The 15989-nt window shown below is 49.5% G+C and carries 16 protein-coding genes and 2 tRNA genes; 9 read left to right on the forward strand and 9 right to left on the reverse strand.

Going from position 1 to position 15989, the window contains the following annotated elements:
• Positions 1–8 precede the first annotated feature (8 nt).
• Positions 9–896, forward strand: a complete 888-nt coding sequence (locus tag BLV87_RS06910) for an MvdC/MvdD family ATP grasp protein (protein ID WP_093066770.1) — start codon at positions 9–11, stop codon at positions 894–896.
• 10 nt (positions 897–906) lie between these two features.
• On the opposite strand, the gene BLV87_RS06915 is transcribed toward BLV87_RS06910, so the two are convergent.
• Both BLV87_RS06915 and hrcA read right to left on the reverse strand, forming a co-directional pair.
• Positions 907–1599, reverse strand: a complete 693-nt coding sequence (locus BLV87_RS06915; protein WP_093066772.1) for a hypothetical protein — start codon at positions 1597–1599, stop codon at positions 907–909.
• A 26-nt stretch (positions 1600–1625) separates the two neighbouring features.
• A complete protein-coding gene (gene hrcA, locus BLV87_RS06920) occupies positions 1626–2681 on the reverse strand; it encodes a heat-inducible transcriptional repressor HrcA (protein ID WP_093066774.1) in 1056 nt (351 codons plus the stop codon).
• Between the two features lie 104 nt (positions 2682–2785).
• Between hrcA and BLV87_RS06925 the strand changes: the two genes are divergently transcribed.
• On the forward strand, positions 2786–3652 hold the full coding sequence (locus BLV87_RS06925; RefSeq protein WP_093066776.1) for an NAD(+) kinase: 867 nt from the start codon (positions 2786–2788) through the stop codon (positions 3650–3652).
• Between the two features lie 3 nt (positions 3653–3655).
• On the forward strand, positions 3656–5326 hold the full coding sequence (gene recN / locus BLV87_RS06930; RefSeq protein WP_093066778.1) for a DNA repair protein RecN: 1671 nt from the start codon (positions 3656–3658) through the stop codon (positions 5324–5326).
• Here recN and BLV87_RS06935 read toward each other — a convergent pair.
• Together BLV87_RS06935 and BLV87_RS06940 are read right to left on the reverse strand one after the other, a co-directional pair.
• A complete protein-coding gene (locus tag BLV87_RS06935) occupies positions 5310–6275 on the reverse strand; it encodes a YbgA family protein (RefSeq protein ID WP_093066780.1) in 966 nt (321 codons plus the stop codon). The two genes, recN and BLV87_RS06935, sit on opposite strands and share 17 nt — an antisense overlap.
• A complete protein-coding gene (locus BLV87_RS06940; RefSeq protein WP_093066782.1) occupies positions 6275–6847 on the reverse strand; it encodes a glutathione peroxidase in 573 nt (190 codons plus the stop codon). Before BLV87_RS06940 ends, BLV87_RS06935 begins: the two co-directional genes overlap by 1 nt.
• A gap of 171 nt (positions 6848–7018) precedes the next feature.
• Here BLV87_RS06940 and BLV87_RS06945 point away from each other — a divergent pair, with 171 nt between their 5' ends.
• The 3 genes from BLV87_RS06945 to BLV87_RS06955 all read left to right on the forward strand — a co-directional run bounded on the left by BLV87_RS06945 (position 7019) and on the right by BLV87_RS06955 (position 9366).
• Positions 7019–8071 (forward strand): agmatine deiminase family protein, encoded by a 1053-nt coding sequence (locus BLV87_RS06945; RefSeq protein WP_245706939.1) that lies wholly within the window; start codon positions 7019–7021, stop codon positions 8069–8071.
• Positions 8068–8955: a carbon-nitrogen hydrolase gene (locus tag BLV87_RS06950; RefSeq protein ID WP_175517868.1), complete on the forward strand. Its 888-nt coding sequence runs from the start codon at positions 8068–8070 to the stop codon at positions 8953–8955. The genes BLV87_RS06945 and BLV87_RS06950 overlap by 4 nt, the downstream gene beginning before the upstream one ends.
• A gap of 141 nt (positions 8956–9096) precedes the next feature.
• A complete protein-coding gene (locus BLV87_RS06955) occupies positions 9097–9366 on the forward strand; it encodes a hypothetical protein (RefSeq protein WP_093066784.1) in 270 nt (89 codons plus the stop codon).
• A 43-nt stretch (positions 9367–9409) separates the two neighbouring features.
• On the opposite strand, the gene BLV87_RS06960 is transcribed toward BLV87_RS06955, so the two are convergent.
• Positions 9410–10585, reverse strand: coding sequence for a pyridoxal phosphate-dependent aminotransferase (locus BLV87_RS06960; RefSeq protein ID WP_093066847.1), 1176 nt, complete (start codon positions 10583–10585; stop codon positions 9410–9412).
• A 95-nt stretch (positions 10586–10680) separates the two neighbouring features.
• Positions 10681–11862, reverse strand: a complete 1182-nt coding sequence (locus BLV87_RS06965) for a lytic murein transglycosylase (protein WP_093066786.1) — start codon at positions 11860–11862, stop codon at positions 10681–10683.
• 129 nt (positions 11863–11991) lie between these two features.
• On the opposite strand from BLV87_RS06965, the gene BLV87_RS06970 reads away from it, so the two are divergent.
• A tRNA-Leu gene (locus BLV87_RS06970) sits at positions 11992–12078 on the forward strand.
• A 294-nt stretch (positions 12079–12372) separates the two neighbouring features.
• On the opposite strand, the gene BLV87_RS06975 is transcribed toward BLV87_RS06970, so the two are convergent.
• Positions 12373–12460, reverse strand: a tRNA-Ser gene (locus BLV87_RS06975).
• 138 nt (positions 12461–12598) lie between these two features.
• Between BLV87_RS06975 and purM the strand changes: the two genes are divergently transcribed.
• On the forward strand, positions 12599–13642 hold the full coding sequence (purM, locus tag BLV87_RS06980) for a phosphoribosylformylglycinamidine cyclo-ligase (protein ID WP_093066788.1): 1044 nt from the start codon (positions 12599–12601) through the stop codon (positions 13640–13642).
• Positions 13632–14297: a phosphoribosylglycinamide formyltransferase gene (gene purN, locus BLV87_RS06985; protein ID WP_093066790.1), complete on the forward strand. Its 666-nt coding sequence runs from the start codon at positions 13632–13634 to the stop codon at positions 14295–14297. Before purM ends, purN begins: the two co-directional genes overlap by 11 nt.
• Here the strand turns inward: purN and ppnP are convergent, their stop codons facing one another.
• Both ppnP and pmbA read right to left on the reverse strand, forming a co-directional pair.
• Complete coding sequence (gene ppnP / locus BLV87_RS06990) at positions 14298–14609, reverse strand: pyrimidine/purine nucleoside phosphorylase (RefSeq protein WP_093066792.1); 312 nt, start codon at positions 14607–14609, stop codon at positions 14298–14300.
• A gap of 28 nt (positions 14610–14637) precedes the next feature.
• Positions 14638–15981, reverse strand: coding sequence for a metalloprotease PmbA (gene pmbA / locus BLV87_RS06995; RefSeq protein ID WP_093066794.1), 1344 nt, complete (start codon positions 15979–15981; stop codon positions 14638–14640).
• Between the last annotated feature and the right edge of the window lie 8 nt (positions 15982–15989).

The raw sequence follows: 15989 nt of genomic DNA on the forward strand, positions 1-15989 counted from the left end.
ATTCAACCATGACAATAAAGCCCCGATTGCTATTAGCAGGCGGTGATACTGACCCTCAATTGGTACGTCTGCTGAAACGGGCGGCATTGCATGATATTCCCGTGCATTGTTTGCTCACAGGGCAATCGGGTTCGCCGCGTTTGCATTGGGATATTCACCAAAATCGTCTGCTGGATGACGACAAGGAAGTCGCGGTATCGGCAGCATTTATCCGACAGGATGTGTTTGCTTACCTGAAGAGCAACAATGCTCAAGATAATTCAGCAGCGCGTGAATGGTTTGTTAGCGTGTCCGGCTGGCTGTTAAGTTCGCCGGATATTGCGTTATGTAATCGACGGTTCCTGCCGTGTGGCGGGGTTAATAAGCCTTACATGTTACGCTTGGCGTTGAGCATGGGGTTTAACGTTGCTGATACGTATGTCAGCAACGACCTTTTCGCGTTGGCACAGTTGCATGAACAGGGGGAGTGGGTGGCAAAGCCTGTGACGGGCGGCGCTTACTGTACTCCGTTGGCAGCGCATGAAATCACGGGAAATAACATACTGTCTTACCCGCAGATTGTGCAACGGCGTTTAGCTTCGCCGGAGTTGCGGGTATTTCGTATTGGTAACGCTTGGTTTGGCTTTCTGATTCAGGCGGAGGCATTGGATTACCGTTCATCGTCTGCTACCCGGATGCAGGTGGTGGATGTACCGGGTGATTTGGTGGAAAAACTGGTGTGCTTGTCAGATCATTTAGGGCTGGATTTCGCAGCGGCTGATTTCAAAACTGACCCGCATACAGGGGAGTGGCAGTTTTTGGAGATCAATACTAACCCAATGTTTGCAGGATTTGATCAGGTCGCCGCCGGTGCATTAAGCGATGCTTTGCTTAAACAGCTTGGTCTTTTACTGTAAGTGATGTGTGTCAGTGGGTCGCCTCAAATTGGATGGAGGTACGCAATTCCCCCTCAAATAACGCATCAAATCCCACCACACCTTCTTGCTGCTGTAGGGCAAAACCAGGTTGAATACTGGGTGTAACCGTTCCTACTTTTAGTAAATTCGCTGGGTACTCAATCTGCATAGAAACCCGCATTGGGTAATAACCATCCAAAAACTTACGCATGTAAGGGCCATTCACCAAAACATACGTACCATCATCCTGAAACCGTAAGGCACGCGTATGCGCCTGCAAACAAATACGCGCATTTTCACCGACCTTACTCAGTTGTACGCTAGAACCTTCTACCCATGCTTTGCCAATGTTGCGTTGCTCCGTTACCCGCATGTCACGTATGTAGCCATCGCGAAAAGTGATTTGCATCGCAGCAGCCTGATCCAGATTATCGTGGCATTGTTCAAGTTGCGCCCAGCCTTCATCCAATGATTCAGCGGTAATCTTGACCTTATTTTGATGATGGTGAAGCGCTTCTCCAACAGGTGCTTGATTCAGGAAATCCAGTGAACCTTCGTTAATCTCATCCGCATTAGTTTTAGTTAAAGTATCTTCCTCGAACCACTTTTCCAACGCTTCACGGGTAGCGCCTGCTGCAGGCTCATCCGCTGAAGCAGGAAACGACACCCCCACTAAGCAAACCCAATAAAAAATATTGCGCATGTTAGAATTTGTCTCCGAATAAATCCTCACGAACGTGATTTTAACGCCAAACTTAACAGTTTTGCGGTAATATCCACCACTGGAATCACGCGCTCATAGGGCATACGCTTAGGGCCGATCACCCCCAACACGCCCAACTGTTCACCATCTACTTCATAGGGTGCTGTTACTAAACTACACTCATCGAATACCGCTTGTCCTGATTCACGCCCGATGAAGATTTTCACCCCATCCGCCTGCAAACACTTGTCCAGCAACCCCAAAATATCGCGTTTGCGGGTAAAGGCTGCAAACAGTTCACGTAATTTGTGGATATCGGATAAGTCATCGTAGCCCATCAGATTGGTTTCACCCGCAATCACGCAATCCTCTTCCTTCTTATCGCCTAAATCGGCAACTGCTTTTTCACCCAATTCAATCGCGGAGAGCATCATGCGGTTCATGTCTTCGCGGTGTTCGCGCATTTCTTCCAGCAAGGCAGCACGGGCTTGCTGCAAATCTTTGCCGATCAAGCGTTCGTTGAGGAAATTAGCGGCTTGTTGCAACTCCGAAGAACTCACATCCGCATCGAGTTGGATAATGCGGTTTTGCACTTCATTGCGGTTCATCACCAGAATCGCCAGCACTTGCCGACTCGATAAGCTCAGAAATTCAATCTGGCGGATGGACGAAGGATTGCGGCGCGGCAAACTCACCACACCCGTCAGTTGAGTAATGCCGGAAAGCAAGCTGGAGGCGGATTGGATTAACGCGGCGGGGTCACGTTCCGCCTTCAACTGCCCTTGCAGAATGTGCATAGCGTGCTGTTCCAGCGGCTTAATATTGACCAACACATCCACGAAGAGGCGGTAGCCTTGAGAGGTGGGAATACGCCCCGCCGAGGTATGCGGTGCGCGGATATACCCCATCTCTTCCAAATCCGCCATCACATTGCGAATCGTGGCAGCGCTCAAATCCAAGCCACTACTGCGGGCAAGGTTGCGTGAACCGACGGGCTGTCCATCTTGGATATAGCTTTCCACCAACACTTTGAGGATGTGGCGGGCGCGTTCGTTGAGTTCTGGGTGCGGTATCATTGTCATGCTAATAGTTATAGGGGCAAAGCCCGTTAGATACAAGCCTGTTTAACTTGCAATTTATCCGCAGCTTTGCCAGCCTTGCAACTTTACTCAGACAAGCATCGGTTATGAACCTGTTTTCTCACATCGGCCTGTTCACCAAACCCAACGATACCCGTGTGGATAACACACTGTTTCAGTTACATGCCTTTCTTATCCAGCAGGGTTTTGAGGTACATTGCGACCGTAATGCAGGCATCATTTTAGGTTTGCCTACCATGCCCTCCGACGCACTGGCACGCCACATTGACCTTGCTATTGTGGTCGGCGGTGATGGCACGTTACTGGCAACCGGGCGTTTACTCGCCGATCATGAAGTACCACTTATCGGCATTAATCTAGGACGCTTGGGGTTTTTAGTCGATATTTCACCTGATGAAATGCTTACCCAAGTCGAACATATTCTTAGTGGACAATACAAAGAAGAAACACGCTTTGTGCTACATGCCGATGCCATCCGTGACGATGAGCTTCTCGGTAGCGGCGATGCACTCAACGACGTGGTACTGCATGTGCGCAATGAAATTCGCATGATTGAGTTCACCACCTATATCGATGGGCATTTCGTCAATACCCAACGTGCTGATGGTCTAGTCGTTACAACCCCCACAGGTTCAACGGCTTACGCGCTTTCCAGTGGTGGCCCGATCATGCACCCTGCCCTACAAGCGATTGCCCTAGTACCGATTTGCCCGCATACACTCACTGACCGCCCGTTAGTCATTAGCAATCAAAGCGTGATCGAGATTACATTATGTGAAGACCGCGACATTCCTGCTCGCTTATCCTTTGATGGGCAAAACAATATTGAACTGGAATCGGGTGATCTAATACGTATCCACACTCGCCCAGAAAAAGTGCGTTTGTTACACCCGCAAAGCTACGATTACTACCATATTTTGCGTGAAAAACTGCATTGGGGAGTGCAACCGTAAACCATGCTGACACATATCCACATTCGCGATTTTGCGATTATCGACACATTGGAACTAGAACTACACCCCGGCATGACCGCATTAACGGGCGAAACGGGTGCGGGAAAATCCATCCTACTGGATGCCATCGGTTTAGTGCTGGGCGACAAAGCCGATAGCAGCACGGTACGGCACGGTGCAGACAAAGCTGAAATCACCCTGAGCGTCGACATTACCCAAACACCTTCCGCCCGTGTGTGGTTAGAAGCACAAAGCATGGAAGGTACAGACGACACCTGCATCCTCCGCCGCGTCATTTCCGCACAGGGCAAATCACGGGCATGGATCAACGGTTCTCCCGCTAACCTGACACAATTGCGCGAACTGGGCGAACAATTGGTCGACATCCACGGTCAGCACGAACACCAGTCACTGATGAAAAAAGACGCGCAACGCCAAATGTTGGATGCTTTCGCAGCTAACGAGGCGCTACTCGATAACACCCGCCGTGCTTGGTCAGCATGGAAAAAACTGCATGAGCGCGTCACCCTGTTAAGCAGTCAAAACCAACAGCATCAAGAGCGTATCGACCTGCTCCGCTTCCAATCACAAGAACTCGAAACCCTGGCGTTGCAACCCGACGAAGCCGAGCAACTTGACGAAGAACTCAACCGCCTCGCCAATGCCGAACAACTCCGGGCGACAGCCGCACAGGGTTATGCACAACTCTACGACGACGAACCGTCGCTATATTCAGCCTTGGGCCGCCTGATCCATGACCTCAGCCAGCAAGTACGGGTGGATGCCCAACTAGAGCCTTCGCTGGAATTACTCACCAGCGCACAAATTCAAGTACAAGAAGCGGCCTCACAATTGCGTGATTATGCCGAGGGTCTTGATCTCGACCCTGCACGGCTGCAATGGGTCGACAATCGCATTGCCGACATTCGCAGCCTTGCCCGCAAATATCGTACCGAACCGCACGAACTCCCCACGCGTTTAGCTAACATTCAACAAGAACTGGAACAACTCGGCGGCGGCGATTACGACCTCAATGCGCTGGAACAACAGTTACAAGCGGCGACTGCAAGCTACCGGGAACAAGCCAGCTTACTCAGTCAAGCCCGTCAGCAAGCCGCCCAACAACTCTCTGCGGGTGTTTCGCACGCCATGCAACAACTGGGAATGCAAGGCGGCAAATTTGCCATTCAAGTTGCTCATGATTCCGCCAACACGTTTCAGGCAACCGGCATGGACAGCATCGACTTCAGCGTCAGCGCTAACCCTGGTCAGCCACTAAAACCGCTGATGAAAGTCGCCTCTGGCGGTGAACTGTCACGCATTAGTTTGGCGATTCAAATGATTGCGGCACAGAAAGTTACCTTGCCTGCACTGATTTTCGATGAAGTCGATACCGGTATCGGTGGCGGTATCGCTGAGGTCGTCGGCAAACAACTCCGTACCCTCGGCACAAACCGCCAAGTGCTGTGTGTGACACACTTACCGCAAGTCGCCTCGCAAGCACACCAGCATTACAAAGTAACCAAGATCAAAGGCGCGGAATATACCAGCACGGGCATTGTGCATCTGACACAAGCGCAACGGGTGGAAGAAGTAGCGCGAATGATTGGTGGGGTAGAAATCACCCCTGCAACACGGGCATTAGCGGCGGAGATGCTTACAACTGGTTCCTAAGCATCAACTCACGCGGATGCGGGTTCAAGTAATGCTGGCGCTCAATATACGGTTGCGGATGCCGCCGAAAATGATGCTTCAACAACGTAATCGGCACAACTAACGGTACATAGCCATGACGGTATTGGTGAATCGTATCCAGCATTTCCTGCCGATCCGCCGCATCAATGCCACCTTTCAGATACCCCATCAAGTGCATCAGCACATTGGCATGTTGCCCACGTGTCACCCGTTTTTCCAAAGCGGTCATTAATAAGCGTAAGTAGTGAGTGGCTAACACGGAAAAGTCTGTCACTGTCCCAACTTGTGCAACCATTTGCCCCAATTCACGGGCAATGTCTTGATCATGTGCCATCAGGATATATTTATGGTCAGCATGGAAATCAACCAAATCACCCGGCTTTAAACCTGCTACCTGTAACTGTTGCCAACGGTGGTAAATAAAGACACGCTGGATAAAATTTTCCCGCAACACAGGATCACACAAGCGCCCTTCCTCTTCGATAGGCAATAAGGGGAATTGCTCCCTCAAGGCATGTGCAAAAATCCCAACCCCATCGCGTTCGGGGGGTACATTGTGTTTTAACACAGAATACACTTTGACCCGTTCCATCCCACAACTGGGGGAGTTCTTTTTCAAAATATAACCACTCACCACCTGTAAGGGGGTCTGCACTTGATTAAAGTAATGCTCCAAGGCTTCGGTATGGTCAATGCTGGTGTCTTTAACATTGACTGCGCGTAATCTCCCATCCTTACGAACCAAGTGCATGGTAGGGCGGGGAACACCCAAACCTGCGCCAATCTCCGGGCACAAGGGTACAAAGTCAAAGTACAGCCCTAACGTGCCAGTAATATAACCATCACGTTTATGCCCACCATCAAAACGGACGGCTTGCCCTAACAGGCAACTGCTGATCCCAATTTTTATTTTCTCGTCATGCTGCATTATGGCAAGTTCGCTTCAATTAACTTCACCAGCTTATCACTTTGCGGGGTAACAAAGCTGGAAAAACTACCGATAAGCTCACCCTTGGTATTCAGCACGTATTTATGAAAGTTCCAGCTTGGGTGTTCACCCGCCATTTCCCCCAACACTTTGTAAAGCGGCGAAGCGTTATCTTTGAGCACTTGGGTTTTCTCAAACATCGGGAATTTAACCCCGTAAGTTAACTCACAAAAATCTTTGATCTCTTTTTCTGAACCGGGGTCTTGCCCAGCAAAATCATTGGAAGGAAACCCTAATACCACTAAACCACGGTCTTTATAATCACTGTACAACTTCTCCAAACCGTCAAACTGTGGGGTGAAACCGCATTTACTTGCCGTATTGACCATCAACACCACTTTGCCTTTGTATGCTTCACACAAGTTAACACGCTTCTCAGAACCCAATTCACGCAAAGTGAAATTTAACGCTGCCGGACACCCATTATCGGTTGCAGAACCAGCTACAGGTTCAGCCAACACAGAAGCAGCACTGAAAAAGCTCAACACTAACCCGAAAAGTTGCTTAATCATGACGATGTAATCCTTAATAATGATTCAATATAAGTATTGTCCCACCTTTGTAGCGCTTTAGGTAAATAGCTACAAGCAAACAGGGGGAAAACACTCACCGAGCATTCATTAGAATAACAGTCGCTCTCAGCCAAGCAGCTTTGTATAATCGCCGCTTTGTTAGCTGACGATGTGACCAATCTGATGGAAAACCGTGATTTTCTTGCCGAATGGCATCCACAATGGGGCGTGTTGCTGGCCTGGCCACACCCCGATACCGACTGGGCAGACAATCTAGCCTCAGCAGAGACCTGTTATGCCGAAATCGTCAGCGCTATCAGCCAACGTGAAAACGTGCTATTGCTGTGTCATGATCTCCCTCACCAAACACACATTCAATCCGTGTTAAGCACACTGCCCTACCACCCGCAACGTGTGCAGTTTGTCACAATACCCTATGATGATACTTGGGCACGAGACTTTGGCTTTATCACGGTGTTGCATAATGGTCAACCGGTGTTGCTGGATTTTACTTTCAATGCGTGGGGTGGAAAATTCAGCGCATCGCAAGACAATGCGATCAACCAACGCTTAGTCAAGCACCCCTTGCTTGATAGCAACACATTCGAAACACACAGCTTGGTCATGGAAGGTGGTAGTCTCGAAACCGACGGGCAAGGTACCTTGCTAACCACTGAAATTTGCCTGCTCAACCCCAACCGCAACCCCACACTCGACAAAGCTACTATCGAAACGGAATTGCGCAAAGCCCTAGGTGTTTCGCGTATCCTATGGTTAGCACACGGTCACTTAGAAGGCGATGACACTGACGCACACATCGACACCTTGGCACGCTTTGCTGACCCACACAGCATCGTGTACATGAGTTGTACGGATCCCACCGATTCGCATTACAAACCCTTACTTGCCATGGAAAAAGAACTCCTGACGTTACGCCAAGCCAATGGTGAACCGTATCGTCTATTCCCGATTCCTTTACCAGCCGCCATTTATGAAGATGGGAGACGCTTGCCAGCCAGTTACGTCAACTTCTTGATTATCAACGGAGCCGTGTTACTGCCCGTTTATGCCGATGAATGTTTCGACCCTGTAGCCATCGAGCAAATGCAAGCAGCCTTCCCGCAACATGAAATCATTCCGATTGATTGCCGCGCCCTGATTGCCCAAAATGGCAGCCTTCACTGTATCACCATGCAAATTCCCCACAAGGTCATAAGCCGATGAGCCGTAACATAACCGTTGCTGTTGTCCAACATGGCAACACTGCCGACTACCACACCAATCTGGAACACAGCATCGCGGGTATTCGCCGTGCTGCCGCACAAGGTGCGCAATTGGTAATGTTGCAAGAGCTACACACCGGTTTATATTTCTGCCAGATAGAAAATACTGATTACTTTGATCTGGCAGAAACCATTCCCGGCCCTAGCACTCACACCTTGGGTGAACTCGCTGCTGAACTCGGTATTGTGATCGTCTGTTCATTATTTGAAAAACGTGCTGTCGGTCTGTATCACAACACAGCGGTAGTTCTAGATACTGATGGTAGTATTGCAGGCAAATACCGTAAGATGCATATCCCCGACGATCCAGGTTATTACGAGAAATTCTACTTTACACCCGGCGACCTAGGTTTCACACCCATTAAAACCAGTATAGCAACCCTAGGTGTGTTAGTTTGCTGGGATCAGTGGTATCCCGAAGCAGCCCGCTTAATGGCTTTAGCTGGTGCAGAACTATTACTCTACCCAACTGCCATCGGCTGGAATCCTCAGGATACCGCAGAAGAACAAGCACGCCAGCGTGATGCGTGGATAACCATTCAACGTTCCCATGCAGTGGCTAACAATATTCCCGTGCTCAGTGCCAATCGGATCGGCTTTGAATGTGACCCTAGCGGGCAAACCGCAGGCAGTCAATTTTGGGGTTCCAGCATGATCGTCGGCTGGCAGGGTGAATTACTCGCCCAAGCCGATACCAGCAGCGTCACGGAATTGGTCGTGACGGTAGATTTAGACAGAACCGAACAAGTACGGCGCTGGTGGCCTTATTTACGTGATCGTCGCATTGATGCCTATACAGATTTAGTGCTACGTTACCGTGATTGACATAAAGTCAAGCATTTTTTCCAAAAAAATATAAAAAAACTCTATAAGTGTGAACCTGCTCACAGCCCTCCAGAGCAATGCGAACAATAATAAGCCTATGCTCTTGATGAACTTGCTAGGACACAGATAGAGGTAACGCGTATGCTTGGTCAGAACAACTGTGTGATCGCCTTGTTGGTAGCCGCTACACTACTGATGGCATCGCCAGTCGATGCACGTTTGAAAAACCACCCCATTTCTCAGGAAACCGTTGATACACGTATAGTACCACCTGATTTGTACGAAAAACTGCGTACATTACTAGGGGAAAAATTTTACCGGGATTTATTGCAACATAATGAATTCATTGTGTTGCAGGAATTGGTGCTTACCCATTTTGAAACGCACTACCCTGTATACTCAAAGCAATAATACAGGGATATGGGCAGGACTGATTATCCCGCCCGTATTTCCATTAAACTGAAGCGATACGACCTAAGGCATTTTCTAAGTTCGCCATACTGGTCGCAAATGAGATACGGATATGTCCCTCTAAGCCGAAAGCGGAACCCGGCACGACCGCCACCCCGGTTTTATCCAATAAATAACTAGCCAGTGCTGCGTCATTTTCTAGCCCCAAACGTTTGATCATGCCCTCGACATTAGGGAAGCTGTAGAAAGTACCATCAGCAGGCAAACATTCCACCCCCTCCATCGCATTAAAGGCTTTCAATACAAAGGCATGACGCTGTTCAAACGCACTTACCATGGTTTGAATAAAGCTTTGATCGCCATCCAAGGCTACCACTGCCGCATATTGTGAAATAGAGGTCGGATTGGAGGTACTTTGTGACTGAATGATATTCATCGCCTGAATCAGCTTTTCAGGGCCGCCAGCATAACCAATTCGCCAACCGGTCATGGAATAGGCTTTGGAAACACCGTTCAGTACGATGGTTCGCGCATATAAATCCGGGCACGCATCCAAAATATTGACGAACTTTCTACCTTCAAACAGCACATGCTCATACATATCATCTGTCGCAATCAACACCTGAGGGTGACGACGTAAGACTTCCCCCAAAGCTGCTAACTCTTCCAACGTGTAAGCAACACCCGTGGGATTCGAGGGGCTATTAATCACAAACAGACGTGTTTTCGGGGTAATTGCCGCCTCCAACTTGGCAGCGGATAACTTGAAGTGTTCGCGCTGACCGGCTGCAACGATGACGGGAACCGCATCCGCTAACAACACCATATCGGGATAAGAAACCCAGTAAGGCGCTGGAATAATCACTTCATCGCCCGCATTTAACATGGCTTGACACAAGTTATAGAAACTTTGCTTACCACCACACGATACCAAAATTTGTTTTGGGGTAAAATCCAAACCATTATCACGCTTAAATTTGCGAATAATGGCTTGTTTCAAAGCAGGCGTACCGTCCACGGCGGTATAACGGGTTTCACCTTTCTGGATGGCTTCAATACCGGCTTGCTTAATGTGCTCAGGGGTATCAAAATCAGGCTCACCTGCCCCCAAACCGATGATGTCGCGGCCTGACGCTTTAAGTTGAGCGGCTAATGCAGTAATAGCCAGTGTAGGCGAAGGTTTGACCCGCCCAACGCGCTGTGAAAGTTGTATATCCACTAATGAAACCAACCGTGTTGTATGATCCATAAATTCGGCAAGCATTATTAGTTGCCGTACCTGTTACCCTTTTTGCGGTGGGTAATGTTACTGCATTATAAACGTGCCAGCAATTCAGGATCAGGGTAGCCATCCACCGGTAGCCCCAGTTTTTGCTGGGCTTGGCGCACGGCGTGACGAGTTTCTTCACCAATAATGCCGTCCACTTTGGAAATGCTCATCCCTTGCGCTTGTAACTTCGCTTGTAACGCTTTGGTTTGAGCCGTAGATAACACAACAACAGGCGCATTACCTTTACGCATCGCAGGCGCACCGACTAAGCGCGTTGCAAAATACGCAGCGGTCAAGGAATACACCGTAGACTCATTCCATTGCAAAAAAACATCAAAATTGGGATAAGCGAGGAAAGCGGGGCCATTTCTACCCATCGGCAGCAATAACGCGGCGATACCAGTACCACTAAGCGGACTACCGTCCGCATCACTCACCCCTTGGGTTGCCCAGTCTTCTAAAGGTAATTTGTTATCCAAACGTGCTAACGACCAATCCATGTCGGCAGGTACCTTCACTTCTTGCAGCCAGGGTTCACCGCTTTGCCAACCACTGGACTTAAGCATGTTTGCCCCCGAAGCCAGCGCATCAGCGCTGGTATGGATCAAGTCACGGTGTCCATCATTATTAAAATCGACCGCATATTGATCGTAGCGGGATGCCAGAAATTGTAATTGCCCGATTTCGCCCGCCCAAGCACCACGCATTTTAGCGGGCGTCAAATCACCTTTTTGTACCAATTGCAAGGCACTGAGCAACTCGATACGAAACATCTCCGGGCGGCGACAATCGTGCGCCAACGTCAACAAGGAACGTAAGGTGGAAAAATCACCGGTAACTGCGCCAAAATCCGTTTCCAGCCCCCATAATGCGGTCAGAACAGGTGCTGGTACGGCATAGGTTTGCTCAATACGTTTGAATAAAGCAGCGTGCTTTTTTAGGTTGGCTTTTCCCAGCCCCAAACGATTGCCACTCACTTTTTTCGTGGCAAAGGTCAGGAAATCTTGTGCAAACACTTGCTGCGACCGATCCCTCTGGATCACGGTAGCATCCGGTTGTAACTTACCTAAGATACTCTCCAGCAAAGCAGGCTTTAGCCCCGAAGCTATCGCATCCTCTTTAAAAGTACTCAACCAAGTGTTGAAATTGGGAGCGGTACACCCTGCTTGCACATGTGTGCTATAGACAAGGCTCATACTCAGAAAAACAGCTATCCAGTGTTGCATGATACGTTTATTTCCCGTTAAAACTGACAATGGCAAACAGTATAACGTTTCTCGACAGATTATTTGAAACAAGTGCTGGAAGCGAGAACCAGAGTTGTGTAAGATTAGCGCCCTACCTTGTTCCTCCTTGCCCGGATGGTGAAATCGGTAGACACAAGAGACTTAAAATCTCTCGCTGGTAACAGCGTGCCGGTTCGAGTCCGGCTCCGGGCACCAATTTTTTCAAGGCGTTACGCCATTTCAGCGCCCGATGATTTTCCGCCCGTTTTGGTCGGGGTCATAATAGGGTAATTCTCGTGAGTTTCGCAGAGACAAGTCGCAAAAGATTACCGTCCATACCTTGGGTGTCGCCCGCAGCAGGAATAAAACTTCACGGCGACTGCCATGAAACAAACCATTTTCGATTACAACTGTAACCGCTTGCACAGTACTTTGGGCTGTATCCAGACACAAAAAAACCCGCTGTGTAGCGGGCTTTCGTGCTTTGTCGGTCATTACCGTACAAAAATATGGCGGAGAGCGAGGGATTCGAACCCCCGGAGGTTTAACCCTCAACGGTTTTCAAGACCGCCGCCTTCGACCACTCGACCAGCTCTCCGAAGGATGCGTATACTACTTAAAATGCGACTGGATTTCTAGTACTTTTTCCAGGAAAGGTTTGGTTTTCTGTCTGTCAGCCATGGGGTGGCTATGTTAGAATCCACCTTTTATGACTGCCCTAATCGAGACAGGCTTAATGGATTCAAGCAAACCCTCTCTAACTTACCGTGATGCTGGCGTTGATATTGATGCAGGCAATAATCTGGTAGAACGTATTAAACCCCTCGCACAACGCACTAAACGTCCTGAAATGTTGGGAGGCTTAGGTGGTTTTGGCGCACTAATGTCGATTCCCTCCCACTACAAGCACCCCGTACTGGTTTCTGGCACAGATGGTGTGGGCACAAAACTTAGATTGGCGATAGACACTGGCATTTACGATACCATCGGCATCGACTTAGTGGCCATGTGTGTCAACGATATTATTGTTAGTGGCGCAGAACCGCTGTTTTTCCTCGACTACTATGCCACTGGCAAGCTTGATGTGGATGTCGCGGAAAAAGTCATTGGCGGCATTGCAGAAGGTTGCTCTCAAGCAGGTGCTGCACTTGCAGGTGGCGAAACCGCCGAAATGCCGGGCATGTATCACGGCGATGATTTCGACCTTGCTGGCTTCTGCGTCGGCGTCGTCGAGCGTGACAATATTCTGGATAACTCCCGCGTCCACCGTAACGACGTCTTGATTGGCCTTGCATCCAGCGGCCCACACTCCAACGGCTATTCCCTCATCCGTAAAATTCTCGAAGTCAGTGGTGCATCGCTGGATGACCCCTTTGGTGACAGCACGTTAGGGCGTACTTTATTAGAGCCGACGCGCATTTACGTCAAAGCTATCCTCGGTTTGATGCGGCGTTATGACCTGCACGCAGTTGCGCACATCACCGGCGGTGGCTTGACTGAAAACTTGCCGCGTGTTCTGCCTGCCCGCACCAAAGCCAAAATCAGCTTAAGCAGTTGGCAACGACCGGAGATTTTTAACTGGTTGCAAGCACAAGGCGGTGTTTCTGAGGAAGAAATGCTGCGTACCTTCAATTGTGGCATTGGTATGATTCTAGTCATTCCAGCCGACAAATCCGAAGAAATCATCAGTACCTGCCGCCTAGAAAACATCAAGGCATGGCAAATTGGTGCAATGGATACCTCAGACAGCGATACCCCCTTTGTTGAATATGTCGCTTAATAACACAACAGCACTACCGAATCTGGTCGTGCTGATTTCTGGCAGCGGCAGTAATCTGCAAGCACTCATCAAGGCGATCCACACGGGTCGCTTGGCAGCGAGGATTACGGCTGTCATCAGCAACCGTGCGGATGCTTATGGATTACAACGGGCAGCAGAGGCTGATATTCCGACGGCAGTATTAAGTCATCAAGACTTTGCCAGTCGCGAAGCATTTGACCAAGCCTTACAACAGCGCATTGATACTTACCAACCTGACTTGGTGGTATTGGCAGGTTTTATGCGCATCCTCACACCTGATTTTGTACGCCACTATGAAGGACGGATGCTCAACATCCACCCTTCTCTCTTGCCCTTGTACAAAGGCATCCACACCCATCGGCGTGTACTGGAAGATGGCGGTCATGAACACGGTGTGAGTGTGCATTTCGTCACCCCTGAACTGGATGGTGGCCCCGTCATTATGCAGGCCAAAGTGCCGGTATTACCAAGCGATACAGAAACGAGTTTGGCACAACGTATTCAAACGCAAGAACACGTTATTTACCCACAAGTGGTGAAATGGTTTGTGGAAGGCAGACTTAAACTAGCAAACAATCAGGCAACACTGGATGGAAACGCGCTAACACGTCCCATCCAACATCTAAGCGTTTAATCAACCAAAATGGCATACGTAGTGCAGGTCTTCTAAAGTTTCAATATCGAACGATGAGTTCGCACCCACCTCGAACGATTGACCACCTGCATACGCTGTCCATGTTTCAGTGCCAGCCAAACGGACGTTACAACGACCTTGCAGCAACTCCATGATTTCCGGCGCACCGGTATTGAAGGTCAGCGTAGATGGCAAAATAACGCCAACGCTTTTACGCGTACCATCCGCCAACGTTACCGTGTGGCTGACACACTTACCATCAAAATACACATTAGCGGTTTTGTTAACGCTGACATTCTCAAACTGACTCATAAACTTCCTTTGTAGATGAAGGGGTAAATTACTGACCTGCAATGGTCATCTTATCAATCAAAATCGAACCGGTACGGATACTACCACGCTCATCCACATCATCACCGATCGCGACAATGCCTTTGAACATATCCTTTAGATTGCCCGCAATGGTTACTTCCTCAACAGGGTGCACGATCATGCCATTTTCAACCCAGTAACCCACTGCACCCCGCGAATAGTCACCGGTAATGCCATTAATACCATTACCGATTAACTCCGTTACCATCAGGCCAGTACCCATTTCTGCCAACAGATCAGGAAAGCTCTTGCCCGTATCCGCCAACAATAAATTGCTTGCGCCACTGGCACTACCGGTACTTTGCATTCCCAATTTACGAGCGCTGTAGCTGCCAAGGAAATAGCCCTGAATAATGCCATCTTTCACAATGTCACGCGCTTGCGTTGCCACCCCTTCCGCATCATAAGAACGGCTACCCAGTGCTTGACGAATAAAGGGATCTTCACGCAATTGCACGAAATCGGGGAAGGCTTGTTGTCCCATGGAATTCAGCAAAAAACTGGCCTTGCGGTATTGCGAACTACCACTGATGGCTGATACCAATTGCCCAATCAAGCCACGTGCCATTTGCGGCACAAATAATACAGGTGCTTCACGGGTGGACAGTGAACGTGCATTCAAACGCCGCACAGTGCGTTGCGCCGCTTCTGCCCCCACGCTATCCGCAGATTCCAACAAGCTCGGTACACGCGACACACTGTACCAATAATCACGCTGCATGGATTCACCTTCTTGCGCCACCACCGAACAACTCAGGGAATGCCGCGTGCTATGGTTGATCCCCATGAAACCGTGTGAATTGGCGTACAAGCTCATACCCGCGTAGCTATCCACACTCGCGCCTTCGCTATTGGTGATGCGGGCATCATGCTCACGCGCTACCGCTTCGGTTTGCAGCGCCATGTCAATCGCCATGTCTGCGTCCAGTTCCCACGGGTGGTACAAGTCCAGCTTAGGAAATTCCGTTGCCATGCGTTCCGCATCAGCCAAACCATTGAAAGCATCTTCCGAGGTATAACGTGCAATCCGGCAGGCCGCATCCAAGGTATCCGCCAACGCTGGCGGCGAAAAATCCCCCGTAGAGGCATAGCCTTTGCGATGCCCAAAGTAAACCGTGAGATTAATGCCCTGATCGCGGTGGTACTGCAACTTATCGACCTGCCCCATACGTACTTCGACGGAAAGCCCCGTCCCCTTGTCAAGGTCAAGTTCGGCAGCCGTCGCACCTTTGGCTTTAGCCGCAGCCAGCACATGCTCCGCCATCGCCTGAAATTCGGTCGCAATGTCGAAACGGTTTTCGAGTTCAATCATGGTGGTTA

It is taken from the genome of Thiothrix caldifontis, assembly GCF_900107695.1.
Lineage (GTDB): Bacteria > Pseudomonadota > Gammaproteobacteria > Thiotrichales > Thiotrichaceae > Thiothrix > Thiothrix caldifontis.